Source organism: Frondihabitans sucicola (assembly GCF_030296615.1).
GTDB classification, from domain to species: domain Bacteria; phylum Actinomycetota; class Actinomycetes; order Actinomycetales; family Microbacteriaceae; genus Frondihabitans; species Frondihabitans sucicola.
On the sequence record NZ_AP027732.1, the window covers coordinates 377,206 to 399,262 of the forward strand.

Here is a 22,057-nt window from a genome sequence, read left to right on the forward strand (position 1 = left end):
ATCAGTACGTCTTCGATGTCGACTTGATGCCGGCCTGGAGGGCACTGAGGATCGACTTCGCGTCGTCTTTACCAGCCAAGATGGTTTGCGCGAAGTTCGACATGATTGTCGTGCCGTCTACCGTGGCGACGTTGGGGAACAGCACCTGACTCCCGGGAGCAGCCCACGTCTTCCCGATGGGTTGCCATTCGTCGATGATCTTGACCGCATTGGGGTCGGATCGGAACTCCTTCGTTGCGGTGATCGACTTCAACGGGGGAAGGCCGATGCCGGTCTGCTTCGTCCAGAGCGGCGCCATGTTCTTGTAGTAATAGGTCAGGAACGCTTCGCTGTCACTCTGGGAGGGGGTGTTGGTGTACATCATGATGTTGCTGGGCAGGAGCAAGGTTCCCTTGCCGCCGTTAGGGCTCGTGAGCGGCGAGTGGACGGCGACCTCAGAGCGGACGGACTGGTTGACGCCCGCCGCGAGTCCGGGGATGTCGAAGCCCATGCCGAATTTGTGGGCGTTCCACTGGCTATAGATATTGGCGCTCGTGTAACTGGTGCTGGCAGGATCGGTGTAGCCCTTGCGGGCCAGTTCGACCAAAAAATCGATGGCTTGGATGTTGGCGTCGGTCAGAAGGTTCGGCTGCTGGTTCTCGTCGAAGATGCCGCCGCCGTTGTTGATCATCCACGCCGTCATGATTTGTCCGGCGACGTTGGAACCGGGCCCTGCGCCGGTGCCGAACCCGTAGACGCCGTCTTTTTTCAATGCTTTGCAGGCATCGAGGTAGGACTGCCAGTCGGTCGGGACGGTGGCGCCGGCGCGTTCGAGAAGCGTCTTGTTGTACCAGCCGACACGGATGTCGAGCCCGTACGGCACGGCGACCGTTCCCTTCTTGGTCTTCATGATGTCAGTGAGGCCGGGGAGGAAGTCGTCGTAGAGACCGTTCTTCTTCCAACTGTCGAGCAGGTCGTCGGCGTAGGCGATCTTGTTCTGCGCGGCGAACTGGAACGCCTGGATACCGCCGCCCGAGCTGACGGCCGGGCCGGTGTTGGAAGCCACGGCGGACGCGAATGTTTGGATGAACGCATCCCACTGGATGACCTGGTACGTCGCCGCAGAAAGGCCTTTGGCCGGTTTGTAGGCCAGGGTGATCTTCTTGTCCAGCGGGTTGAAGGTCGTACCGCCCCAGGGCATGTTCCAGAACTTCAGGGGTTTGCCGGCTGCGGCACCGCCACCTCCACCTGTCGTACAGGCGGCGAGAAGAGCTACGGCTGCGGCACCACCGCCGAGAGCGAGGAAACCTCGGCGGCTGAACGACAGCCCAGCGTGTTCAGATGTCATGACGAAGATCCTTTCCAAGGGTCGGCACCGTTGCCGACGGGGTGGGGTTGACGGGTTCGGAGCCGCGGAAAGTCCGGGTCCTGGAAAGATCGGAGTCGACGGGAGCCGACTTGATCAGAGTGGTCAGCCGCTGGTGCCATTCGACTTCGCGCCACATCCCGGCGAACTGCGGTCCACAGAAGTTGCTGGTCGCGATTCCGACCCAACGACCCTTCGAAGCTGCGTATTCGACAGCTCGAGCATTGAGGTCGAGCACCCAGTCCCAGTCGAGACCTGGCCAGTCCTTGTAGTCGACGATCGACCAGCATTCGGTCGTGTAGAGACCCAATCCCGTCGCGCGCGACCAGTCGGCCACACGGTCGATCTGCTCGAACAGGAGACGGTCGTACTCGGCACGATTGTTCTCGTACTCGGCACGGCCGTTTTTCACGAGATGGTCGAAACCGATCGGGTCGAATTTCTCGAAGTGGTACCCCACTCGCTCGTTGAAGCGGTCGTTGTCGGTGGTTGCCATCCAGACGTGCGGCTCGAGGACGTCGAGCATGCTGACGTCGAGGTCCGGCCATCTCTCGAACTCGGAATTGAAGGAGAACGTGTAGTCCAGGTGGGGATAGTGCGACCGCAGGATCGCGATGGAGTCCCGCATCCATTCGATCAGGCGCGGCTCGGTCTTGCTGGGTTCCGGGCCCAGGTCTTCTGCCCGGAGGTAGGGCGCCCAGAACGGCAACGGGTACTCGTTGCACAGGTCGACGTAGATGATCGTGTCGAGAAGGCCGGCGTCGTCGATGACCCTCAGCGTGTCGAGCCAGATTCGCGCTTGGTCCTCCGGCGTGTGGATATTCATTCGCACGTCATCGCTGTCCTGCCGGTACCAGGTGGAAAGAGCGACTCCGACACCGTGGCGGCGAGCGGTCTCGAGGAATTCGAGGAGAGCCGGCATGACGTGAACCGTGACGGGCGACTGAGCCCCCAGCTGGTCTGATTCCACGCTGGGAGAAGTTCCCACGCTTTCGTGGGGTCCGCGGAAAGCAGGTGCGGATAGGCGTCGATTCGAACGGCGTCGTATCCGCGCTCGACCAGTTCGCTGAGGGCGGTGTCCCAGTTCTCGTAGCCGGCACCGGGCCAACGGCGTTCCAGCCAGGAGAAGTCCCACATGCTGATGGCGTAGGGACGGTGGAATTCTGGGCGCATCCTTGGGGCTCCTTGGTCAATCGGCGGTGATCGTTGCCCCACTGTACAGCTGGTCAAACTGGTAAGTCCAGTGTAGGTTGCGAGTATGAGAATCTCCGCGATAGAGACCGTCAGAGTCGACGCTTTCCCCAACCTGACATTCGTCCAGGTACACACCGACGAGGGCATCACAGGGCTGGGCGAGACCTTCTATGGCGCGGAGGCGGTGGAGGCGCACCTGCACGCGATCGCCGCGCCGGCACTCATAGGCGAAGACCCCCTGCAGATCGAGCGTCATGCGCAGCGACTTGCGGGATACGTCGGCTACACCGGCAGCGGAGTCGAGACCCGTGCGCGGTCGGCGATCGACCTTGCCCTGTGGGACATCCTGGGCAAGGTAAGCGGGCAGCCCGTCTACAACCTTCTGGGTGGCCGCACGCGCGATTCGATCGACATCTACAACACCTGTGCAGGGTCGGCCTACGTCAACAGCGCCACGGGACAGGCCGTATCGAATTGGGGCCTGAAGACGGGTCGCTACGAGGATCTCGAAGCCGCTATCAACAGGCCCGGAGAATTGGCGACCGAGCTGCTTTCCCAGGGCATCACCGGCATGAAGATCTGGCCCTTCGACCGGTTCGCCGAGGCGTCCGGGGGGACCTCCATCTCAGCCAGGGATATGGGCGCGGCCCTTGCGCCCATCCGTCACATTCGCGACTCCGTCGGCGACTCGATGGCGGTCATGGTGGAGATGCACTCGCTCTGGGACGTTCCCACGGCGCGCCGGATCGCGTCTGCACTGGAAGAATACGACCCGTTCTGGATCGAAGATCCGGTGCGCAGCGATCTCCGCAGTGGCCTTGCACGAGTAGCGGAACGCACCTCGATCCGTGTCGCCGCCGGAGAGACGGTGGCTGGCCTTGCTGGATTCGAGGCTCTCCTGCACGAGGGTGGCATCGGCGCCGCTACCGTCGACACGACCTGGTCGGGCGGACTCACCACCGCGAAGCACGTAGCTGCCCTCAGCGCTGCGCACGGCGTACCCGTCGCCCCACACGATTGCACCGGACCGGTGGCTCTGAGCGCCTGCACACACCTCGCGGTGGCCGCCCCGAATGCGCTCCTGCAGGAGACCGTCCGGGCGGGATACCTCGGCTGGTATTCCTCGCTCACCCTCGGAGGGCCCATCATCGACGGGGGCAGCATCCGTCCGAGCGATGACCCGGGCCTCGGCATAGAACTGGCGCCCGGCCTCCGGAACCGCGACGGCACACACGTTCGGGTGACCGGAATGGTTGGCACTACCGACCGGTCCGGCTCAGCCGACCACGTTCGCGATGACCTCTTCCAAGCCCACTCCTGATCCGAAAAGCACATGATCTGACCGCCCGGCCAGTGTGTTGAGTTGCGCATCGAAGTCCGTGCCGAACAGGGTGGACGCCAAGGTGATGTGCTCATCCATCGCCGCCGAAGCCGCACCCGGATCACCAGCCCGGATCGCCCCGAGGATGAGGGCGTGGAACGGCTCCCCGCGCTCGGTGACTTTCGAATCACTCAGGCTGCGCAGCATCACCTCGAAGACCAAAGGCGCGATGGCGCCGAACATCATCTCGATGACCGGGTTGTGCGACGAGCGGGCGATCAGCGAGTGGAAAGCGATGTCACACCGGGCACGCTCGAAGAGATCCGTCGTCCCGGCGAACGCCGCCAACGCGCGCTGCAGGTTTTCCAGGTCTTCCGGGGTGGCTCGCTCGGCCGCGAGAGACGCTGCTCGAACTTCAAGCATCACTCGCGCTTCGACCAACTGCCGTGTCGTCGCCGCCCTATGGCTACCCAGGGCGTCCAGAGGGCGCGCCCAATCCAAGGGGGTCGATTCTCGGAGGAATGCTCCACTGCCGGGAGCGATGTGCAAAATGCCGCGCTCCTTCAAACGTTGCATGACCTCACGAATGACGGGCCGGGAGACGTTGTACGTCTCGGCTAGCTGCCGCTCCGACGGCAGTTTGTCACCGGGGTTGAAGTCGCCTCCGACGAGGGATTGCATGAGACGCTCAAGAAGCTGATCCCGGCCGAGCGGAATTCCATGGGATGTCATGCGTTTTCGTCCTCGTCTTCTGGACCCGGTGCCGACGAACAGTCCACGAGGAGCTTGATGGCGGCCTCTCCCGATTCCTGCAGGAGCCGAAAGGCGTGCCCGATGTCTTCCAGCGGCACCCGGTGCGTGATCATCGAGTCGACGTCGAGGGCTCCGGAACTGAGAAGGTCGACGGCGACGGCGACATCATCGTCCCACATGTGTGCGGCACTTCCGAAGACGGACTTCTCCGCGAGCATGAGATCGAGCAGATCCATGTTTTCCTCACCGACGGGAACGCCCAGGAGCAGCATCGACCCACCGCGGCGGGTTACGCGCGCCGCCTCGCGAGCCACCCCCGACCTGCCCGAGCACTCGACCACGACATCCGCGCCCCTCACCGGAAGAAGGCCCTGCAGAAGCGTCTTTCGTTCCTCTTCGGCGTCCGCCCACATCGTGACGACACCCCACCGTTGGATCACCGATCTGCGAAGCGCTCCCGGTTCGACCACGACGACGGTTGATGCGCCACCCCGCTGTGCGAGCTGGGCGCAGAGCATTCCGATGGTTCCGCCTCCATAGATCACCACCGACCGGCCTAGAAGGGAACCGATTTTCCGCAGGGCTCTCACGGCCACGGATACCGGCTCGGCAAGAGCGGCGCGATCCGCGGGCACGCCGGATGGAACCACCACCAATCGAGAGGCGTCCGCCGTCAGATACTGCGCGAGCCCGCCGTCGCGCGTCTGTCCACGGACCTCGAGAGTCGGACAGAGTCCCTCCTCGTGCCGCTGGCACCAGTAGCACCGACCACACCCGATCACGACGTCAACGATGACGGCCTGACCTTTCCGAGGGCCGGTTCCATCTGCGGCCGGCTCCAGCACTTCGCCCACGATCTCATGACCGAGGATCACACCGGGACGCGCCACGATCGGACCCGAATCGAACTCTTCGAGGTCACTGCCACACAGCCCGACCCACAGCACCCGGATGAGAGCCTCGCCCGAGTCGGGAACGGGCATGGATTCATCTTCGAGCCGAATGTCGCCCTGCCCGTACCATCGTGCGACCTTCACAACTCGACACCCCTTAGCGCTTTAGAGGAAACCTATCGGATAGACCGGTCTAACCAGTGTAGGGCTCGGGATCCGAGGCCGATTCGTGGCTGTGGTGCCGAGTTCGTCGTCGACGATCTCCGACTCTGCCGGCGGGGAATGATCACCCGGCTTCCCGATGTCGGCCTGGACCTGGTCATCGGCACCGTACAACCCGACACGAGCCGCGGCGAGAACAATGCCACGGAGCAAAGCTGCTGACAGTGAATGACTGTGATCAGGGTGCCGACTGCGGGGCGTGCAGACCGTTCCCCGACCGCGCGCATGCTGCCACAGCTTCCAAGGAAGGCCGAGCCGCACTCACCCCGCGTACTTTCTCTAAAGTGCACACAAGAGTGCAACTTAGGCGTACCCTGGAGTCATGACCGAGCCCAGCTCCACCCGCACCCGCGCGCCGCGCAGAGACGCGGCCGAAAACCGCGAGGCGCTCATTCTCGCCGCCGCAACCCTCCTCAATCGCGACCCGAACGCCTCGCTCGAGGCCATCGCCGCTGAGGCCGGGCTGTCGCGACGGGCGATCTACGGCCACTTCGCCACCCGCGACGCTCTCCTCCGCGAGATCGCGGTGCACGGCGCCGCCCGCATCAACGCCGCCATGCTGAGCGCCGAGACCGAGACCGAGCCGCGCGATCCTGCTCTCGAGCTGGCCGCCGTCGGCGCGCGCATCTGGCACGAGGTCGACCACATCCGCGTCATGGCCCTGCTCACCGTCCGCGGGCCACAGGTCCAGCTCGTCGGCGACGCGCTCAAGCCGCTGCGCGACCACGTCCACGACATCGTCGCCCGGGGCGTCGAGGCCGGCGCCTTCCGCGCCGACATCGCGGTCGACCGGCTCTCCCGCCTGGTCGAGAGCGCCGCCATCTCGGTGCTCGACGAGGCCGCGCGTCACGGGCTGACCTCGGCGGAGGGTCGGCGCCTGGTCGTCCTGTCCGTGCTCTCGATCGCCGGTTTCTCGGCTCGCGAAGCCGGTGCGATCCTGCTCGCTCTCGATTTGCCCGGTCTCGACGACGCGACCTTCACAGACGTCCCGACCGACCCCAGCACTCCGGAGGCAACCCGATGAAACTCACGCTCGACCGAATCGGCATCGGAGAGGGGCCGGGCGCAGCGCTCCCCGCCACCTCGGCCGTCGCGACGACCCGCATCCCCGGCATCGCCGCGGTCGAGACCGAAGGCGCCCCCACACTGGCGTCCCTGATCGCCGGGGGCAGGATGACGCCCGAGACCGGTCGCGTCCTCCTCGACGGCGCCTCCGACCCGGCCCGCATCCGCGAGCTGTTCGCCCTGGTCGACACCCCGACGATCGCCGAGCCGTTCGCCGATCTCAGGGTGCTGACCGTGGTCCAAGAAGACCTCGTCCTCGCCGACCAGCGCGGCAATCGGGCCAACGCCCAGCTCTTCCTCGAGGCGATCGGCCTCGGCGACCACGAGCACACGCGGCTCCGAGCGCTCCCGACCGAGGCCCGCGTCCGGCTGCTCACCGAGCTGGCCGTGCTGCGACCGGGCGTCGAGGGCATCGTCCTGACCTCGCCCGAACGCCACGGCGGCGACACCGAAGCCTGGTTTCGCGTCGTCGAAGACCTCTCCGCGCGCGGTTTCACGGTGCTCGTCGTGACGGGCGTAGCCGCATCGCTCCACCTCCGACAGCTCCTCCCGGTCGACGACGGCGTCGACGAACCCTCCTCCACTCCCGCCGTCTCTCCCGAAGGCCTCCCCGAATGAAAATCGTCGCCCTCATCCGTTCCGAGCTGAAGCGGCTCACCGCCACCTCGCTCGCCCGCCTCGCGCTCGTGGCGCTCATGGTCGTCCCGCTCCTCTACGGCGGCATGTACCTCTGGGCCAACCAGAACCCCTACGCGAAGCTCGACCACATCCCCGCCGCGATCGTCAACACCGACTCCGGCGCGAAAGACGCCGACGGCAACGCCGTCAACTACGGCGACAAGGTCACCAAGCAGCTCGTCGACGGAAAAGACTTCGACTGGCACGTCGTCTCCGCCGCCACGGCATCGAAGGGTCTGAAAGACGAGACCTACAACTTCGTGTTCTCGATCCCGTCGTCGTTCTCGCGCGACCTGACGTCCGCGTCGACGACCGACCCGACGGCCGCGAAGATCCACCTCACGACGAACGACACGACGAGCTACCTCTCGTCGACGATCGCCGACCAGGCGGGCAAGACCATCCGCGCGACCGTCACCCAGGAGGTCGGGAAGACCGCCGCCAAGACGCTGCTCGTGGGTCTCGACGACATCCGCGGCAACCTCACGACAGCGGCATCAGGATCCCGAGACCTCGGCTCGGGCGCGACCACCCTCAAATCCGGTCTCGACTCCGCCAAGGCGGGCGCGGCATCGCTCGCGTCCGGTACGTCCCAGCTCTCCACCGGAGCCGCCTCCCTGAACTCCGGCCTCCAGACCCTGAAGTCGTCGACCACGGCTCTCCCGTCCGCGACGAGTCAGCTCGCCACCGGCTCGCAGCGGGTCGCCGACGGGAACTCGCAGCTCGCCGACCAGATCGCCCCGGCCGCCGCGGCGAGCGCCTCCGCGGCAGCCGCCCTCCCGGCCCAGGAGAAGGCCGCCGAGGTCGCCCAGACGAAAGCCCTCACCGACCTCTTCACGAAGGCTGCCGAAGACGGGGCGCCCTTCACCGAGGCTCAGCAGAAAGCCGTCATCGACTACGCCACCGCGACCGGCAAGACCACGGCGGCCACGGTGAACAAGCAGGTGACCTCCGTGAACGACCAGCTCCAGACGCTCAATTCCGCAGCCCAACAGCTCAAGAGCGGAAGCGCGCAGGTGGCCTCCGGCGCCGCGGCGCTGAACGCGAAGACGCCGGCGCTGACGAACGGCATCGCGAGCGCGGCAGCAGGATCCGCGTCGCTCGCGTCCGGAGCCGCCACGGCGTCGTCCGGTGCCGGCAGCCTCTCGACGGGCATCACGAAGCTCGACTCGGGAGCCGCCTCGCTCGTCACCGGCACCGCGAAGCTCACCAAGGGTCTCGACGACGGCGTGAAGCAGATCCCCGCGACGACCGCCTCGAGCCGCGACAAGCAGGCGTCGGCGATCGCCGACCCGGTCAGCATCAAGGACTCCTCGATCGCCAGCGCCGGCACCTACGGAGCGGGCCTCGCCCCGTTCTTCATCAGTCTCGCGGCCTGGATCGGCATGTACGCGCTGTTCCTCATCATCAAGCCGATCTCGAAGCGTGCCATCACGGCGGTCAGAGCGCCGGGCAGGATCACGCTCGCCGGCTGGCTGACACCGGCCGTCCTCGGTCTCGTCCAGATGCTCGCCCTGTTCGCCATCGTGAAGTTCGCCCTCGGCTTCGACGTCGTCAACCCGGTGCCGATGATCGGCATCATGGTCCTGGCATCCGTCACGTTCGCCGCGATCATCATGACCCTGAACGTGTGGCTCGGCAGCGTCGGCCAGTTCTTGGGCCTGGTGCTCATGCTGATCCAGCTGGTGACCGCCGGCGGAACGTTCCCCTGGCAGACGCTGCCCGGGCCGTTGGCTGCGATCCACTTCGCCCTGCCGATGAGCTATGCGGTCGACGGGATCCGGCAGCTCATGTACGGCGGCAACATCGCCGCCGCCTGGAGCGACGCCGGGGTGCTCGCCCTCTGGCTGGTCGGAGCGCTACTCCTGTCGTTCCTCGCCGCGTTCCGCATGACGAGGCGCCGCACGATGCGCGACCTGAGGCCCTCCCTGATCGGCTGAGTCAGGCGGTCGCCACCTGACGGGTCAGCCAGTCGGCCCAGACGCGGTGGCTGCGACGCACGGCACCCTGCGTCAGAGGCCGAAGCTCAGCGGCGTCGGACGAGCAGGCGACACCGACCGCCTCGACCCACAGTCGAGCCGCCGCGGCACCTCGCCGCGGCGTCGCGGGGACGAGGAGCGGCGATTCGCTGGGCACCAGGTCGGCGAGCGTGCTGTCGCGCGGCCCGATGAACGGAACACCCAGCTCGACGCACCGATTCGCGATACCGCTCTGATAAAAGCGTCGGTAGGGGATGAGCACGGCGACGCTGGTCGACATGAGCGAGTCGAGTTCGGCCTCCGAGACGAATCGCCGGTCGACCAACCACCCCGGCACCTCGGGCCACCCTCGACCGTGGATCTCGAGCGTCATCCGATCGCCGACGAGGTCGGCTATCTCTGCCAGCAGTTCGAGGTCGCGGTCGGCCTTGTACTGCCCGAGGACACGAACCACCGGCCGCGAATCGACGCACGGCCAGCTGGTGCGCGGTCGCTCGCACAGCGGATGGGGCAGGATCTCGGTCGCTGTCGCGAGGCTGCCGGCGTCGAGCTCGGCGTGTGCGGCGGACGAGTGGACGATCATGCGGTGCCGACGGAGCAGCGGCGTGACCGCCCGGCGGACGACCGGCGAGTAACCCACGGCGGAGACGAGCGGCGTGGGGTCGTGCAAAACGATTCGCCCCGTGGCGCGGCGACCGAGAGTGAGGCGCAGGATCGCGAGATCGAGGTAGCCCAAGACGGGCCACGTCACGAGCACGATGCCCGTACGACTCTCGCGGGCGAAACTGCGGCGAGCGGCGAGAAGGGCCCCGACATAGCGCAGGATCCAGAGAACCCGGGGCGAGCCGGCGACCGAAGGCTCGTCGATCTCGCGCAGCGACACGGCAGCACCCCCGACCGCAACGTCTCGACCAGGGTCGAGCTGTAGTGCTTGAGGGCGCCCCCGAGGGGATTGATGACGATAGTGGGCACGCTGACGGGCATGGCGCTCCTCGCAGAGACGACGACGCCCAGCCCGGTACCGACTGGACGGCCGCGGGCGATCAGCGCCCGCAGCACCCCAAGACTACCAACGAAATACTACACTTTCAATCTTTCACTTCACGGGAAGAGTCGCCGGAGTTCGCTCTCGTACCGCTGGCAGATGTCGTCCCACAGGTAGTGGGCTCGCGCACGAGCCTCGACGGCGCGGGACAACTCCTCTTGACGCTCCGGGTCGTCGAGCAGAGCCATGAGGGCTGACGCGATCGCCTCCGGATCGGGCGGCACGAACACACCGGCGTCATCGAGGACCTCGCGGTTGTAGACGGTGTCTCGAGCCACGGTCGGAGCACCGCACAGCATGGCCTGGACCAGCGCCGGATTCGTACCGCCGACGCTGTGCCCGTGGAAATAGGCCCCGGCGTGCTGCCAGAGGGCGAACAGGCGGCGATCGTCACTGAGGTGCCCCAGCCAGGTGACGCGAGGGTTGGCCTCGGCGAGCGCCGAGACACGCTCGTCGAGTTCGCCTCCGTACCCGGTCGACCCCACGATGACGACATCGTGAGTGCGACCCACGATCTCGGCCGCCTTCACGAACTCGTCGATGGTGTTCTCCGGCACGAATCGGGCGACGACGAGCACGTAGCCGCGATGGATCGACTCCTCCGGCACCGGCAGCTCGCCGGGTTCTTCACCCCGTACGGGATGAACACGCCATCGACACCGAACCGCTCCTTCCAGTAGTCGGCGATGGCCACAGCGTCGTAGACCAGCCGGCTTCCCCACCAGGCGGTGGTCCGCGCGCCCGCACGGAACACGAGCTTGGCGAGGGTTCCCCACTTCGCCCGCTCCCACTCGATGCCGTCGACATTGACGAGGGTCGGCACACCCCGCAGCTTCAAGAGAGGCAGCCAGAAACCGTGGGCGACGTTCATGACGAGCGCGACGTCGGGTTTGCGGCGGGCGGCATCGAAGACGGCGGTGAGTCCGTACGAGAGCGTGCTGAGCGACTTCGTCTCGACACCGCGAGTGATCCTGGTCTTCACACGGGGATCCCGACCGGGGTCGTCGTCGCGGATCGCTCCGTCGCGCCCGTACACCGTGACGTCCCAGCCCGATTCCGCGAGGAAGGGTGCGATCTTGCGCACCGCCGTCTCGAACCCGCCGTAATAGCTCGGGTACCCGCGCGTACCGAGAAGAGCCACCGACCGCTTGCGAGGCACGCCTAGGCTTCGATCGCCGCGACCGCGGTCGGGTCGGCATCGTCGAGGAACGTCGAGAGCCGTTCCACCTCGGCGGCCTCACCGATCGCGGCGGCACCGCGACGTAGGGCGTACAGCGAGCGCAGAACGCCTCGGTTCGGTTCGTGAGACCAGGGCACGGGCCCCTGCCCGCGCCAGCCCGCTTTGCGCAGAGCGTCGAGACCGCGGTGATAGCCGACTCGCGCGTACGCGTAGGCCTCCAGCTCTCGCCCATCGGCGCTGGCCTCGTCGGAGAGCAGCGCCCACGCGAGAGACGAACCGGGATGCGCCCTCGCAGCGTCGGCCGCGGAACCGCCGGTCAGGGCTTCGCGGACTTCTGGCTCATCGGGCAGGAGCGTCTCGGGGACGCCGAGGAGGTTGGTGGAGGCCATGAACACACGGTAGTGCCACGACCGCACGGAGAGCGAGAGTTCGACCTTCCCCATTCCAATGTGACATGCTACATTGTTTGCGGGTCACACTCGATGACCAGCGCAGCGCCCCAACCCCACTCGTGCTCTTCTGCGCCCACCTGTCGCGTCGACGATGCTGCGGCCAGATCCAGTCAGGTTTCTCATGCAACTCAGCGACTACATCCGCATCATCCGCCGGCGATGGCTGACCATCGTGGTCTTCACCCTGGTCGGCCTCCTCGCCGCCGGCACCTATGCACTCCTCGCTCCCAAGTCGTACGTGTCGTCGACGCGGCTCTTCGTGAACGTCCAGTCGTCCGAATCGAACAGCGCGGTCGACATCGTCCAGGGCAGCAGCGCGGCCCAGCAGAAAGTCCGCTCCTACGCCGACGTCGTCACGAGCGCGGGCGTGCTCGAGCCGGTCATCAAAGACCTCCACCTCGACACCAGCGTTCAGCAACTCGCCTCGCGGGTCACGGCCACGGCCCAGGTCAACAGCGTGATCATCACGATCGCGGTTTCGGGTGAGAGTGCGGCAGAGACGGCGACCATCGCCAACGCAATCGGAAAGAGCTTCAGCACGATCGTCGTCGACTCCCTTGAATCTCCCGCGTCGGGCGGTCCGAGCCTGGTCAAGATCGTCACCGTCGAACCGGCGATCCCGGCCACGATGCCGGCATCTCCGCGAACGGGGTGAGCCTCGGGCTCGGCCTCCTGGCCGGTCTCGCAGCCGGATTCACCGCTGCGCTGCTCCGATCCACCCTCGACACGCGAATCCACGGCACGGCAGATGTCGAGGCGATCTCCTCTGTGCCGGTCATCGGCGGCATCAGCTTCGACGCCTCGATCAGGCAGCGCCCCCTCATCGTCCGGAGCGACCCCGGAGCCCCCGCGCCGAGGCCTTCCGCGCTCTCCGCACCAACCTCCAGTTCATCAACCTCGGCTCGACGAACCGCTGCTTCGTCACGACCTCCGCGCTCCCCTCCGAGGGCAAGTCGACGACCACCGCGAACCTCGCCATCGCCCTCGCTGAGAGCGGCGCTCGAGTCGCGCTCGTCGACGGCGACCTCCGTCGGCCGCGCCTGGCCGAACTCATGGGGCTGGAGGGAGCGATCGGGCTGTCGGACGTCCTCATCGGGCGCGTCGAGCTGTCCGACGCCCTCCAGCCGTGGGGCCGAGGCAAGCTCAGTGTCCTGCCCGCCGGAAGCATTCCGCCCAACCCGAGCGAACTGCTCGGGTCGATGGGCATGCACGCGCTGATCGCCGAACTGACCGCCGGCCACGACTACGTGCTCATCGACGCTCCCCCGGTCCTGCCGGTCACCGACGCGGCCGTCCTGAGCACTCTCGCGAGCGGGGCCATCGTGGTGACGGCCGTCGGGCGGACCACCAAGAATCAACTGCGCAGCGCTCTGGACAACCTCGAGAAGACCGGCAGTCGCGCCGTGGGCTCGATCCTCACGATGATGCCCGTCAAGGGCCCGAACTCTTACGGCTACGGCTCGTACGACGCCTACTACGGGCGCGATGCGGCCGAACCGGAAGCCGCGAGCACCGCTCTCGGACGCGGCTCCGCAGAACGCTCGCACGCATGACGGCCGCACCGATCCGAGTCGCGTACTACCGCGTCCACGATCTCGACTATCCGCGAAACAGCCGAATCCGAGCCCACCTCGACCGATCCAGTGCGTTCGACGTGCGCGTCGTTCCCCTGAGCTCGCACCCGCGACGCAGCGTCCGGATCCTCCGCGATCTCCGCACGCTGATCTCCTGGGCCCGGCGCTCCGACGTCCTGGTTCTCTCCGAGCTCCGCCTCGCGCACGCGGCCATCGTCTGGTTCGCCGGTCTTGTCACCGGCAGCGCCGTCGTCGTCGACGGCTTCGTGGGTCTGCACGAGACCGCCGTCGGCGACTGGCAGTCGACCTCGCCCCGGTCCCTGAGGGCCCGCAGCCTGGCCTACCTCGATCGCATCGCCTTCTGCGCCGCCGACCTCTATCTCATCGACACCGCCGCCCGGGCGACGCTTCTCGCGACGCGCTACGGGAGAGCCGAGAAGATCGTCGTGCTCCCCGTCGGAGCACCGGCCTGGGCTGTACCGCAGGCACCCCGCGAGGCTCAAGACCGCCTCCGGCTTCTCTACTACGGCAACTACATCCCCCTGCACGGCCTCGATCTCGTCGTCGACGCCCTGCACGAGCTGGTCGCCGAGCACGACTTCGAGGTCACCTTCATCGGCAACGGCGCGCTGCGCGCCGGCATCGAGAGCAAAATCACTGGCGCGGGCCTCGCAGACCGCAGCACCTTCGTCGACGAGATCCGCGAATCGCAGCTGCTGGGCCGGATCGCCGCAGCCGACGTGATCCTGGGGGTCTTCGGCTCGTCGGCCAAGGCCACGTCGGTCGTCGCCAACAAGGTCTGGCAGGGGCTCGCCTCCGGCAGGATCGTCGTCACGGCCGACTCGGAAGCGACCCGCGAGCTCGCCCCTTGGCGGGCGCCCTCCTGGTGCGGACGCACCCGGGCGATCCCTCGAGCCTCGCGCGCGCGCTCGGAGCCGTACGGAGCGAAGCGCTCCCCTCGCCGACCGCGACGTCACGGCGCGCCTCGAGAGCTGGGTGACCGAGCACTTCGATGCCTTCACCCTGCGGCTGACCGAGCTGGCGGTGACGAAGTGACGACGGGCCTCCAAGTTCGACGACTCGACGCCGCCGGCCTGCGGCGCCACCTGCTGCCCGTGCTGCTCTACTTCGGTGCGCCCACCCTCAGCGCGCTGGCACCGCTCGCCGTCATCCCCGCGATCACGTCCAGCCTGGGCGCCCGCGGCTGGGCGTCCACCGCCATCGCTCTGGCAGTCGGCAACGCGGGTCTCGTCATCGCCGAGGTCGGATGGGGGTCGTCGGCCCGCAACGGGTCGCGAAGTCGCCACGCGGCCGACTGGGCATCTACCGCCGCGCTCAGGCGTGCAAGCTGATCGCCACAGCAGTCCTGGCGCCCGCAGCAGCCCTCCTGACTGCCGCCCTCGTCCAGACGGAGACGGCCAGTGCGGCGCTTCTCGCCGGCGCGACGGTCCTGACCGCACTCAGCCCGGCGTGGTTCTTCGTCGGCACCCACCGACCCGGCCTGACCCTCGCCTGCGACACGATCCCTCGGGTCGGGCTCTCCGTGGCCGCTGCCGCCGCGATCGCCCTCGGCGGCGGCCTCGCGTTCTACGGCGCCGCCCTGGTCGCCGCCGCTGCGATCGGCGTGATCCTCGCCGGGCGGCTCGGCGGCCTCCCCGTGATGCCCCGACGCCGCGACTTCACCCGCGCCCCCTCGACGATCCGCGAACACTCCGCGCTGGTCGCCGGTCGAGCCGTCAGCACGGTCTACACGTCCCTGCCGTCCGCCTTCCTCGGCGTCGTCGCACCGGCCGGCGTGGCCGCCTACACCGCGCTCGACCGGCCTCTCCGCATGGGGTTCGGCATCCTCGGAGCCGTCCCCGCCCGCCTGCAGAGCTTCGTCGGAGTCGCAGACGAGGCGGTCGCGCGCCGACGCAGTATCGTCGCGATCGGCGTCAACGCTGCTGTCGGCATCGCGGCGGCGACGATCTTCGTGCTCGTCATGCCCCTCGTCGTACCGGTCCTGTTCAGCGGCGCGGTCGACGTCGACTTCACTCTGGTGGCACTCGGAGCAGCGCTCCTCGTCGTCATGTCGACCTCACGAGGCCTGGGCCTGTCCCTGGTGGCCGCCGGAGCCGCGCCGAGCATCTCGGTCGCCATCGTCGCCGCTGCAAGCACCGCCGTCGTGACGCTCCCCTCTTCGGCGCGGCCGGCGGTGCCGCCGGAGCAGTGACCGCGGTCATCGCGGCCGAAGCCGTCGGCGTCCTGACCCAAGCCTTCCTCCTTCGACGAGCGTGGCTCCTGTCGATGGCCACCGCACCCCGCTGAGTCTCCTTCCTCCGAGAGAACCCCCGAATGCTCATCGCCGCCGCCTCCGTCCTGTCACTGGTCGGATTCTTCCTCCTGTCCGCCGTCCTCCCTCGGGAGCGACTCCGCGGCGTCGTCGCCTCGATCGTCGTCTGCGCGCAGTTCGTCGGCTGGTCGCTCGTCGTACCGCTGCCGATTCGGAATGCCGTGATCGTCGCGTCGCTCCTGCTGCTCGTCCTGAGCGCCCTGTCACCGCGCACGCAGCCGGCGAGACGGACTCCGATCCTGCCGCTCTGCGTGGCCTTCTTCGCCTGCACCCTGGTGACGACGGCCATCACGAATCCCGACGGCGCCGGCCTGATCGGTCGCGTCGGCAGCTTCTCGTGCCTCCTGGTCGTCGTCGTGACGCAGTTCTCGTCGAAAGACGCGCAGGCGTTCCGCGACGGCATCGTCGCTACGGCGGGTCTCCAAGCGGTCTTCGGCCTCATCGAGTTCTTCGTCACCCACGCGCCCGTCCTCTGGGGGTACAAGGTCTACGCGAACGGACGAGCGAGCTACAACGAGAACCCCTCCTCGGCGACACCGTCCTCCGCATCCAAGGCACCACGAGCCACTGGATCCCGTTCGCCGCGCTTCTCACCGTCGGACTGCTGGTCCTGCTCACGGAGTGGAGCCGCTATCGACCGGCGCTTCGCGTCGCGATCATCGCCGCCTTCACCCTCTGCCTCGTGCTGGCGGGAGCGCGCAGCGTGTTCTTGGCCGCCGCCGTGGCCGTCGTCTACCTCTCGTTCACGTCGAGCTCACTGTCGGCTCGAGGCCGCAACCTTCTCCTGCTCGCGGGAGGCGCGGTCGCCGCCGTCGCCTACAGCTCATCCATCGTGTCGTACGTCGACGACCTCCTCGGCTCCGGATCCTTCAGCAACCGATCCGGCAACCTCGAATACGTGCCGCGGCTTCTTCTCCGATCGGCGAGCGAAGTGATCTGGGGCAGCGGGGGCGACACCGAGCCGCAGCTGTTCGCCCAGGGACTGCTCTTCCAGAACGGCTTCGACGTCGTCGACAACCAGCTCGTGACCACCCTCGCGACCCAGGGCGTCATCGGACTCGTGCTCCTGGTGTCTCTCTTCATCGTCGGATTTCGAACCACCGGTCGTCTCTCGCGCTCCGTTCTCCTGGTCATGGTCGTGATGCTCTTCTCCTTCGACTACCTCCGATTCACGTCGATGCTGGGGCTCCTCTTCGGATTCCTGGCCCTCGCTCCGGCCACGGCAGGCGCCCGCGAGAACAGACCGAGCGACATCGTCGAGACGGGCCCGGAGCCGCGGGTGCCGAGCCCCTGTGGATGACCGATCCTCGAGTTCCGATTCCCTGCTTCACTGGCACGACAAGTGGAGTTAAAGGTATAAATACCTCATGCACAAAGGCACGACGAATCGATCGACAGCACGATCCCGTCCCCGGGCACGACGAACCGACGTCGAGGCCCTGCGCGGCTGGGCCGTCGGGGGCGTCCTCGCGTATCACCTCGTCGGCGTCCCCCTGGGCGGCGTCACCGGCGTCGACATGTTCTTCGCCATCTCCGGCTTCCTGATCACCGACCTCCTCTTTCGAGAGGCGCGCACGACGGGGCGGGTCGACCTGGTGGCCTTCATCCTCCGGCGCGCTCGTCGACTCGTTCCGATGGCTGTGGTCGTCCTGGCCGCGACGATCATCGCCGCCTCCGTCGTCTGGTACCGCCCGCGCCTGCTGACGACGCTGCTCGATGCCTTGGCGGCCGCGACCTCCACAGAGAACTGGCACCTGATCGCAGCGCAGACCTCCTACCTCCAGGCCGATGCGGCCGTGTCACCGCTGCAGCACTTCTGGTCGCTCTCGGTCGAAGAGCAGTTCTACGCCGCCTGGCCGGTGGCCGTCGCCGTCACCGTCGCGATCCTGGTCCGCCTTCGCCGAGCGCCTCGGCTCCGACTCGTCCTCCTCGGGGTGGCGATCGCCGCCACGGCCGCCTCTCTCGCCCGCTCGCTCTACCTCACCCACGAAAACATCGACGCCGCGTACTTCGACACCGGAGCGCGCGCTTGGCAACTCGGACTAGGAGCCGTCACCGCCCTCGCCGGCCCGCTCCTCGCGCGCATCAGCCCGAGCATCCGGCCGTGGATCGTCGGGGCGGGAGCGCTGCTGGCCCTCTGGTCACTCCTCGCCGTCGACCCCTCTCGCGCCTTCCCGATGCCCGGCGCGATCCCCGCGGTGGTCGGCACCTGTCTGATCCTGGGTTGCGGTACAGGAACCGAGCGCGGGCTCCTCCGAGTCCTCTCCCCGAGGCCCGCGCTCTGGCTGGGCCGACACTCCTATTCGATCTACCTCTGGCACTTCCCCCTGGTCGTCTTCCTACCCGACATCCTGGGCCAGACCGCTGCAACGCCCGTCCTCGCACTCGCAGCGACACTCCTCCTGTCGGCAGCGTCGTTCCGCTTCATCGAGCAACCGTTCCTCAGCCGCCGGTGGCCGATCACCCGCAGGAGGAGGCCGGATCCCGCGGCCCCGCCGCCGCCGCTCCGCCGCGTACGCTCGTGCATCGCACCGGGCCTCGTCCTCTGTCTGGTGGGCGTCAGCTCGTTCGCCCAGCTCCGCTCCCCGCTCGGCTCGGCGACCCCAGCCCTCTGGCCATCGCAGCCGGCTGGTCCGCCGATCCGTCACGCGAGTCCGGGGCGGCCTTCACGACCACCAGCCTCGAATCCGCACTGTCGGCGGCGGTCGTCGCGACGACCTGGCCCGAGCCGGTTCGCGGCGAACTCGACACGGTCTTCGGCGACCGGTTGCCCGACGCCATGGACGCCCGTGCGGGCTGTCGCCACGACCCCACGCTCCGACCCGAAGGCCTGCGATCCTGCGCCTGGGGGCCCGGCGATGCTCAGAAGAGAGCCGTCGTCATCGGCGACTCGGTCGCCGCCAGCTGGACCAGCTCCGTCGTCGCGGCCCTGGCACCCGACGACTGGCGAGTCGAAGCCCTCACCTTCTCCGGCTGCCCGTCAATCGACGTCGAGGCGACGCCGCGCGGCGAGGCCGACTTCGCGCCCCGCTGCGCGGCCAGCCGCGACGCCATGATCCAGTTCGCACTCGACCGTTCCCCCGACCTCATCGTCTTGTCCGACGCCGTCAACCTGGTCGACGTTCTCGACAGCGGCTCCTCCGGCCCCGCGGCGACGACCGAGTGGGCAGACGGCACGCTGCGAACGCTCGAGCGCCTGGCATCGACGCACGCTCGGCTCGTCGTTCTCTCGAACCCACCGGCCGGCCCCTCTCTGGCGACGTGCCCGACGCGGTTCCTCGAACCCGCCTCCTGCGCGACGACCCCGGACGAGCGCTACCTGATCAAGCGAACGGCGGAGTCTCGGGCGGTGACCGCTGCCCGCCGCACCGACATCGACGCTCACTTCGTCGACGTCGAAGTGTGGTTCTGCCTCGACGGAACGTGCCCCGCCTTCCTCGGGCCGCACCTCGTCCGCGCCGACCGAACGCACTTGACGGACGACCTGGGACGCGCGCTGGCCCCCTCCTTCGCGGGCGATTGATCCCCGAGATCGACTGAACGAGGGTTGCTCGACGGAACACTTCTCAAATAGAATATGTTGCATATGTCATTATCAACGGAAGGGAGACCCGTGCCGCCGACTCACGCGCGGTCCATCCGGCTGCTTCCCGAGCTCCGAGCCGTGCACCTCGAGCGTCTTCCCGTGACGGCACCGGCCGACGTGCTCTTCTTCCAGACCAAATACGACCTGGGCGATGCTCCGCTCCCTGCGGGCGTTCGCCGAGTCACGCTCGCCGGCGCAGTCCGAGCCTTCTGGCGCTCCCCGGCCGAACGGCTCGAAATGCCGGAGCCGCTGTGGATGAGGTTCCTCCCCGCGCAGCCGTTCTGATCGCGGCGTTCCGGGTCACCGGGCTCGTTCGCGGGCGACGCCGGTCGGTCTGCTCGTACGCCATGGAGAACAACGACCTCGATCATCTCGTGGCGGGCGCCGCCGGGCCGCTTCCCGCCCCCGCTCGAACGGTGTCGAAGGTCGCTCTCGGCCTCTATACGCGCTTCGCCGTCGATCGCCTGGCGTTCGCCACTCCAGCGGCCGGTTCGACGTACCGCGCTCTTCCGTTCGTGCGCGGAATTCCGCAGCGGGTCTTCACCGAGCTGCCCGCCGCCGCCCTCGACGGAGCCCCCGCCACGGGCCAGAAGGACGACGACGAGGCCGAGGTCGCACCGGGCCGCACACGAGCGACCTTCGTCGGAGTTCTCGAAGGCCGAAAGGGAGTCCACGAGCTCCTTCGCGCGTGGGAACAGATCGAAGGGGGCGACGCGGACGCCAGACTGACCGTCATCGGCCCCGGGCCCCTGGCCGGAGCCGTCGCCGACTGGGCGGCGCGCCGGCCGGCGTCGCGCCGCTACCTCGGTCCGCTGCCCCGGTCGAAGGTCCTCGAGCAGCTGGCGAGCTCGTCGATCCTGCTGGCCCCGTCCCTGCCCGAGGGGCGCTGGCGCGAACAGGTCGGCCTCCCGATCAAAGAGGCCCTGTCGGTCGGAACGACCGTCGTCACCACGTGCCAGACCGGCCTCGCCTCCTGGCTCGAACAGCGCGGCCATTTCATCGTCTCGGTCGACGGAGCCGATTTCGTCGATCGCTTCGCAGCCGCCGCCCAGGTCGCTCTCCGGGAGCCGTTGCGCCGACGCGACGTTCTGGCGAGCCTTCCTGAGCGCGACGCGCGAATCGACGCCGATGCCTGGCTCCACGAAAGGGTTCCGCAATGACCTCCTCGTCCGACAACTTCAGCATCCTCACCGTCTGCACCGGCAACATCTGCCGATCACCGCTCGCAGAAGCGGCGCTGCGGGAGGCTTTCGCCGACCTCGACGAAATCACCGTCGAGAGCGCCGGCACGTCGGCCCCCGTCGGAGCCCCCGTGCCGTCCGACTTCGTCGCCCTGGCCCACGGTCTCCAGCTGTCGACGGAGTCGCATCGCGCGCGCGCACTGACACCCGAGATGGTCCGGCAGGCCGACCTCGTCCTGGCCCTCGATCGCAGCCACCGCCGCGCGATCGTCTCCTCGTCCCTCGCGCCAACCGGACCACGGTGACGCTCCGCGAATTCGCGAGGCTCGCGTCAGCCGTTACCGACGACGAGGCCGATGCCGACCGTGAGTCGGCGGGCAGTCGGCTCGGCGACCGGCTCCGATCGTTCGTGAACACCGCGATGTCGTACCGGGGTCTCGTCGATCCGCCGGCGGAGCCGAGCGACGACGACATCGTCGACCCGTATCGGCGCGGCCGTGCAGCGGCAGAGTACGCCGGCCGCGAGATCACGGAGGCCGTCGACGACCTCCGCAGATCGCTGCGGCGAGCGGCCTGCTGAGTCGGCCGTCAGGTCGACGGAGCGAAGGCGTGCTGCATGACCCACGCGTGCATCACCACGGCGGCCGCGGCCGAGGCGTTGATGCTCCGGGTCGAACCGAACTGCACGATCTCAAGGACGGCGTCCGCTGCTGCGACGGCCTCCGCCGAGAGGCCGGGCCCTCCTGGCCGAAGAGGAAGACGCACTCCTCGGGCAGCGCGAACGTCTCGATCGGAACCGACCCGTCGACGTTGTCGATGGCGAGCACCGGGATCCTGCGCTCCTTCGCCCAAGCGACGAACGTCGCGACGTCGGGGTGGTTGACGACGTGCTGGTAGCGGTCGGTGACCATGGCGCCGCGCTTGTTCCAGCGGCGACGACCGATGATGTGGACGGTGTCGGCGGCGAAGGCGTTGGCGCTCCGCACGATCGACCCGATGTTCATGTCGTGCTGCCAGTTCTCGATGGCCACGTGGAACGGGTGCCTGTGCTCGTCGAGGTCGGCGACGATCGCCTCCATCGTCCAGTACCGGTAGCGGTCGATGACGTTGCGGGTGTCGCCGTGGCGGAGGAGCTCGGGATCGAAGCGCGGCTCGGTGGGCCAGGCCGCCTCGCCACCGGGCCACGGACCGACCCCGTGGGTGGTCCACTCGGCGCTCGGTGTGGGTTCGTCAGGCATCCCACCAGTCTGACAGGAG

22 protein-coding genes and 3 pseudogenes are annotated in these 22,057 nt (G+C 67.8%); 16 read left to right on the forward strand and 9 right to left on the reverse strand.

All coding sequences use genetic code 11. The annotated features are described in order from the left end of the window. Nucleotide 1: 1 nt before the first annotated feature. Nucleotides 2–1,327, reverse strand: a complete 1,326-nt coding sequence (locus QUE79_RS01960) for an ABC transporter substrate-binding protein (protein WP_286345184.1) — start codon at nucleotides 1,325–1,327, stop codon at nucleotides 2–4. Further along, nucleotides 1,317–2,686 (reverse strand): annotated as a pseudogene (locus tag QUE79_RS01965) (cellulase-like family protein). Before QUE79_RS01965 ends, QUE79_RS01960 begins: the two are co-directional and overlap by 11 nt. Here QUE79_RS01965 and QUE79_RS01970 point away from each other — a divergent pair. Further along, entirely contained in the window at nucleotides 2,604–3,860 is a 1,257-nt protein-coding gene (locus QUE79_RS01970; RefSeq protein ID WP_286345186.1) for a mandelate racemase/muconate lactonizing enzyme family protein, read from the forward strand. The pseudogene QUE79_RS01965 and the gene QUE79_RS01970 sit on opposite strands and share 83 nt — an antisense overlap. Here QUE79_RS01970 and QUE79_RS01975 read toward each other — a convergent pair. Both QUE79_RS01975 and QUE79_RS01980 read right to left on the reverse strand, forming a co-directional pair. Further along, nucleotides 3,816–4,592 (reverse strand): FadR/GntR family transcriptional regulator, encoded by a 777-nt coding sequence (locus QUE79_RS01975; protein WP_286345187.1) that lies wholly within the window; start codon nucleotides 4,590–4,592, stop codon nucleotides 3,816–3,818. The two genes, QUE79_RS01970 and QUE79_RS01975, sit on opposite strands and share 45 nt — an antisense overlap. Next, on the reverse strand, nucleotides 4,589–5,596 hold the full coding sequence (locus QUE79_RS01980) for a zinc-dependent alcohol dehydrogenase (protein WP_286345188.1): 1,008 nt from the start codon (nucleotides 5,594–5,596) through the stop codon (nucleotides 4,589–4,591). The genes QUE79_RS01975 and QUE79_RS01980 overlap by 4 nt, the downstream gene beginning before the upstream one ends. A 454-nt stretch (nucleotides 5,597–6,050) precedes the next feature. Here QUE79_RS01980 and QUE79_RS01985 point away from each other — a divergent pair, with 454 nt between their 5' ends. The 3 genes from QUE79_RS01985 to QUE79_RS01995 are packed head-to-tail and all read left to right on the forward strand — an operon-like array spanning nucleotide 6,051 to nucleotide 9,411. Then, nucleotides 6,051–6,752 (forward strand): TetR/AcrR family transcriptional regulator, encoded by a 702-nt coding sequence (locus QUE79_RS01985; protein ID WP_286345189.1) that lies wholly within the window; start codon nucleotides 6,051–6,053, stop codon nucleotides 6,750–6,752. Continuing rightward, complete coding sequence (locus QUE79_RS01990) at nucleotides 6,749–7,411, forward strand: hypothetical protein (RefSeq protein ID WP_286345190.1); 663 nt, start codon at nucleotides 6,749–6,751, stop codon at nucleotides 7,409–7,411. The genes QUE79_RS01985 and QUE79_RS01990 overlap by 4 nt, the downstream gene beginning before the upstream one ends. Next, nucleotides 7,408–9,411 carry a YhgE/Pip family protein gene (locus QUE79_RS01995; RefSeq protein WP_286345191.1) on the forward strand — a complete coding sequence of 668 codons (2,004 nt, stop codon included), beginning with the start codon at nucleotides 7,408–7,410 and terminating at the stop codon, nucleotides 9,409–9,411. The genes QUE79_RS01990 and QUE79_RS01995 overlap by 4 nt, the downstream gene beginning before the upstream one ends. Nucleotide 9,412: 1 nt before the next feature. Here the strand turns inward: QUE79_RS01995 and QUE79_RS02000 are convergent, their stop codons facing one another. The 4 genes from QUE79_RS02000 to QUE79_RS02015 all read right to left on the reverse strand — a co-directional run bounded on the left by QUE79_RS02000 (nucleotide 9,413) and on the right by QUE79_RS02015 (nucleotide 12,064). After that, nucleotides 9,413–10,333, reverse strand: a complete 921-nt coding sequence (locus QUE79_RS02000; RefSeq protein ID WP_286345192.1) for a hypothetical protein — start codon at nucleotides 10,331–10,333, stop codon at nucleotides 9,413–9,415. A 218-nt stretch (nucleotides 10,334–10,551) separates the two neighbouring features. Then, complete coding sequence (locus tag QUE79_RS02005; RefSeq protein ID WP_286345193.1) at nucleotides 10,552–11,052, reverse strand: glycosyltransferase; 501 nt, start codon at nucleotides 11,050–11,052, stop codon at nucleotides 10,552–10,554. Then, the gene (locus QUE79_RS02010) at nucleotides 11,022–11,654 is read right to left on the reverse strand and encodes a glycosyltransferase (RefSeq protein WP_286345194.1); all 633 of its coding nucleotides are present in this window, start codon (nucleotides 11,652–11,654) and stop codon (nucleotides 11,022–11,024) included. Before QUE79_RS02010 ends, QUE79_RS02005 begins: the two co-directional genes overlap by 31 nt. A 2-nt stretch (nucleotides 11,655–11,656) precedes the next feature. Further along, nucleotides 11,657–12,064, reverse strand: a complete 408-nt coding sequence (locus QUE79_RS02015) for a DUF3151 domain-containing protein (RefSeq protein ID WP_286345195.1) — start codon at nucleotides 12,062–12,064, stop codon at nucleotides 11,657–11,659. A gap of 184 nt (nucleotides 12,065–12,248) precedes the next feature. Here QUE79_RS02015 and QUE79_RS02020 point away from each other — a divergent pair, with 184 nt between their 5' ends. The 12 genes and pseudogenes from QUE79_RS02020 to QUE79_RS02075 all read left to right on the forward strand — a co-directional run bounded on the left by QUE79_RS02020 (nucleotide 12,249) and on the right by QUE79_RS02075 (nucleotide 21,380). Continuing rightward, the gene (locus QUE79_RS02020; RefSeq protein WP_286345196.1) at nucleotides 12,249–12,782 is read left to right on the forward strand and encodes a YveK family protein; all 534 of its coding nucleotides are present in this window, start codon (nucleotides 12,249–12,251) and stop codon (nucleotides 12,780–12,782) included. Then, nucleotides 12,685–13,680 carry a CpsD/CapB family tyrosine-protein kinase gene (locus tag QUE79_RS02025; protein WP_286345197.1) on the forward strand — a complete coding sequence of 332 codons (996 nt, stop codon included), beginning with the start codon at nucleotides 12,685–12,687 and terminating at the stop codon, nucleotides 13,678–13,680. Before QUE79_RS02020 ends, QUE79_RS02025 begins: the two co-directional genes overlap by 98 nt. Continuing rightward, entirely contained in the window at nucleotides 13,677–15,053 is a 1,377-nt protein-coding gene (locus QUE79_RS02030; protein ID WP_286345198.1) for a glycosyltransferase, read from the forward strand. The genes QUE79_RS02025 and QUE79_RS02030 overlap by 4 nt, the downstream gene beginning before the upstream one ends. After that, a complete protein-coding gene (locus tag QUE79_RS02035) occupies nucleotides 14,969–15,913 on the forward strand; it encodes a hypothetical protein (RefSeq protein ID WP_286345199.1) in 945 nt (314 codons plus the stop codon). The genes QUE79_RS02030 and QUE79_RS02035 overlap by 85 nt, the downstream gene beginning before the upstream one ends. Before the next feature lie 122 nt (nucleotides 15,914–16,035). Further along, nucleotides 16,036–16,968 carry a hypothetical protein gene (locus QUE79_RS02040; protein ID WP_286345200.1) on the forward strand — a complete coding sequence of 311 codons (933 nt, stop codon included), beginning with the start codon at nucleotides 16,036–16,038 and terminating at the stop codon, nucleotides 16,966–16,968. Further along, nucleotides 16,965–17,333: a hypothetical protein gene (locus QUE79_RS02045; RefSeq protein ID WP_286345201.1), complete on the forward strand. Its 369-nt coding sequence runs from the start codon at nucleotides 16,965–16,967 to the stop codon at nucleotides 17,331–17,333. Before QUE79_RS02040 ends, QUE79_RS02045 begins: the two co-directional genes overlap by 4 nt. A gap of 67 nt (nucleotides 17,334–17,400) precedes the next feature. Beyond that, nucleotides 17,401–18,432, forward strand: a pseudogene (locus QUE79_RS02050) (acyltransferase family protein); the annotation flags it as partial. A 380-nt stretch (nucleotides 18,433–18,812) separates the two neighbouring features. Further along, on the forward strand, nucleotides 18,813–19,556 hold the full coding sequence (locus QUE79_RS02055; protein ID WP_286345202.1) for an SGNH hydrolase domain-containing protein: 744 nt from the start codon (nucleotides 18,813–18,815) through the stop codon (nucleotides 19,554–19,556). Nucleotides 19,557–19,646: 90 nt separating this feature from the next. After that, a complete protein-coding gene (locus tag QUE79_RS02060; protein ID WP_286345203.1) occupies nucleotides 19,647–19,904 on the forward strand; it encodes a hypothetical protein in 258 nt (85 codons plus the stop codon). After that, complete coding sequence (locus tag QUE79_RS02065) at nucleotides 19,871–20,779, forward strand: glycosyltransferase (protein WP_286345204.1); 909 nt, start codon at nucleotides 19,871–19,873, stop codon at nucleotides 20,777–20,779. The genes QUE79_RS02060 and QUE79_RS02065 overlap by 34 nt, the downstream gene beginning before the upstream one ends. Then, nucleotides 20,776–21,105, forward strand: coding sequence for an arsenate reductase/protein-tyrosine-phosphatase family protein (locus QUE79_RS02070; protein WP_286345205.1), 330 nt, complete (start codon nucleotides 20,776–20,778; stop codon nucleotides 21,103–21,105). Before QUE79_RS02065 ends, QUE79_RS02070 begins: the two co-directional genes overlap by 4 nt. Then, nucleotides 21,102–21,380 carry a hypothetical protein gene (locus QUE79_RS02075; protein WP_286345206.1) on the forward strand — a complete coding sequence of 93 codons (279 nt, stop codon included), beginning with the start codon at nucleotides 21,102–21,104 and terminating at the stop codon, nucleotides 21,378–21,380. Before QUE79_RS02070 ends, QUE79_RS02075 begins: the two co-directional genes overlap by 4 nt. Before the next feature lie 8 nt (nucleotides 21,381–21,388). Here the strand turns inward: QUE79_RS02075 and QUE79_RS02080 are convergent. Continuing rightward, a pseudogene (locus QUE79_RS02080) lies at nucleotides 21,389–22,038 on the reverse strand (TrmH family RNA methyltransferase). Nucleotides 22,039–22,057: the final 19 nt, after the last annotated feature.

Coding starts and splice junctions, on each gene's coding strand:
- QUE79_RS02020 (WP_286345196.1), top strand. CDS start 12,249: ATGCAACTCAGCGACTACATCCGCATCATCCGCCGGCGATGGCTGACC.
- QUE79_RS02035 (WP_286345199.1), top strand. CDS start 14,969: ATGGGGGTCGTCGGCCCGCAACGGGTCGCGAAGTCGCCACGCGGCCGA.
- QUE79_RS02030 (WP_286345198.1), top strand. CDS start 13,677: ATGACGGCCGCACCGATCCGAGTCGCGTACTACCGCGTCCACGATCTC.
- QUE79_RS02070 (WP_286345205.1), top strand. CDS start 20,776: ATGACCTCCTCGTCCGACAACTTCAGCATCCTCACCGTCTGCACCGGC.
- QUE79_RS01970 (WP_286345186.1), top strand. CDS start 2,604: ATGAGAATCTCCGCGATAGAGACCGTCAGAGTCGACGCTTTCCCCAAC.
- QUE79_RS02040 (WP_286345200.1), top strand. CDS start 16,036: ATGCTCATCGCCGCCGCCTCCGTCCTGTCACTGGTCGGATTCTTCCTC.
- QUE79_RS01980 (WP_286345188.1), bottom strand. CDS start 5,596: ATGCCCGTTCCCGACTCGGGCGAGGCTCTCATCCGGGTGCTGTGGGTC.
- QUE79_RS01985 (WP_286345189.1), top strand. CDS start 6,051: ATGACCGAGCCCAGCTCCACCCGCACCCGCGCGCCGCGCAGAGACGCG.
- QUE79_RS01960 (WP_286345184.1), bottom strand. CDS start 1,327: ATGACATCTGAACACGCTGGGCTGTCGTTCAGCCGCCGAGGTTTCCTC.
- QUE79_RS01975 (WP_286345187.1), bottom strand. CDS start 4,592: ATGACATCCCATGGAATTCCGCTCGGCCGGGATCAGCTTCTTGAGCGT.
- QUE79_RS01995 (WP_286345191.1), top strand. CDS start 7,408: ATGAAAATCGTCGCCCTCATCCGTTCCGAGCTGAAGCGGCTCACCGCC.
- QUE79_RS02015 (WP_286345195.1), bottom strand. CDS start 12,064: ATGGCCTCCACCAACCTCCTCGGCGTCCCCGAGACGCTCCTGCCCGAT.
- QUE79_RS02055 (WP_286345202.1), top strand. CDS start 18,813: ATGGACGCCCGTGCGGGCTGTCGCCACGACCCCACGCTCCGACCCGAA.
- QUE79_RS01990 (WP_286345190.1), top strand. CDS start 6,749: ATGAAACTCACGCTCGACCGAATCGGCATCGGAGAGGGGCCGGGCGCA.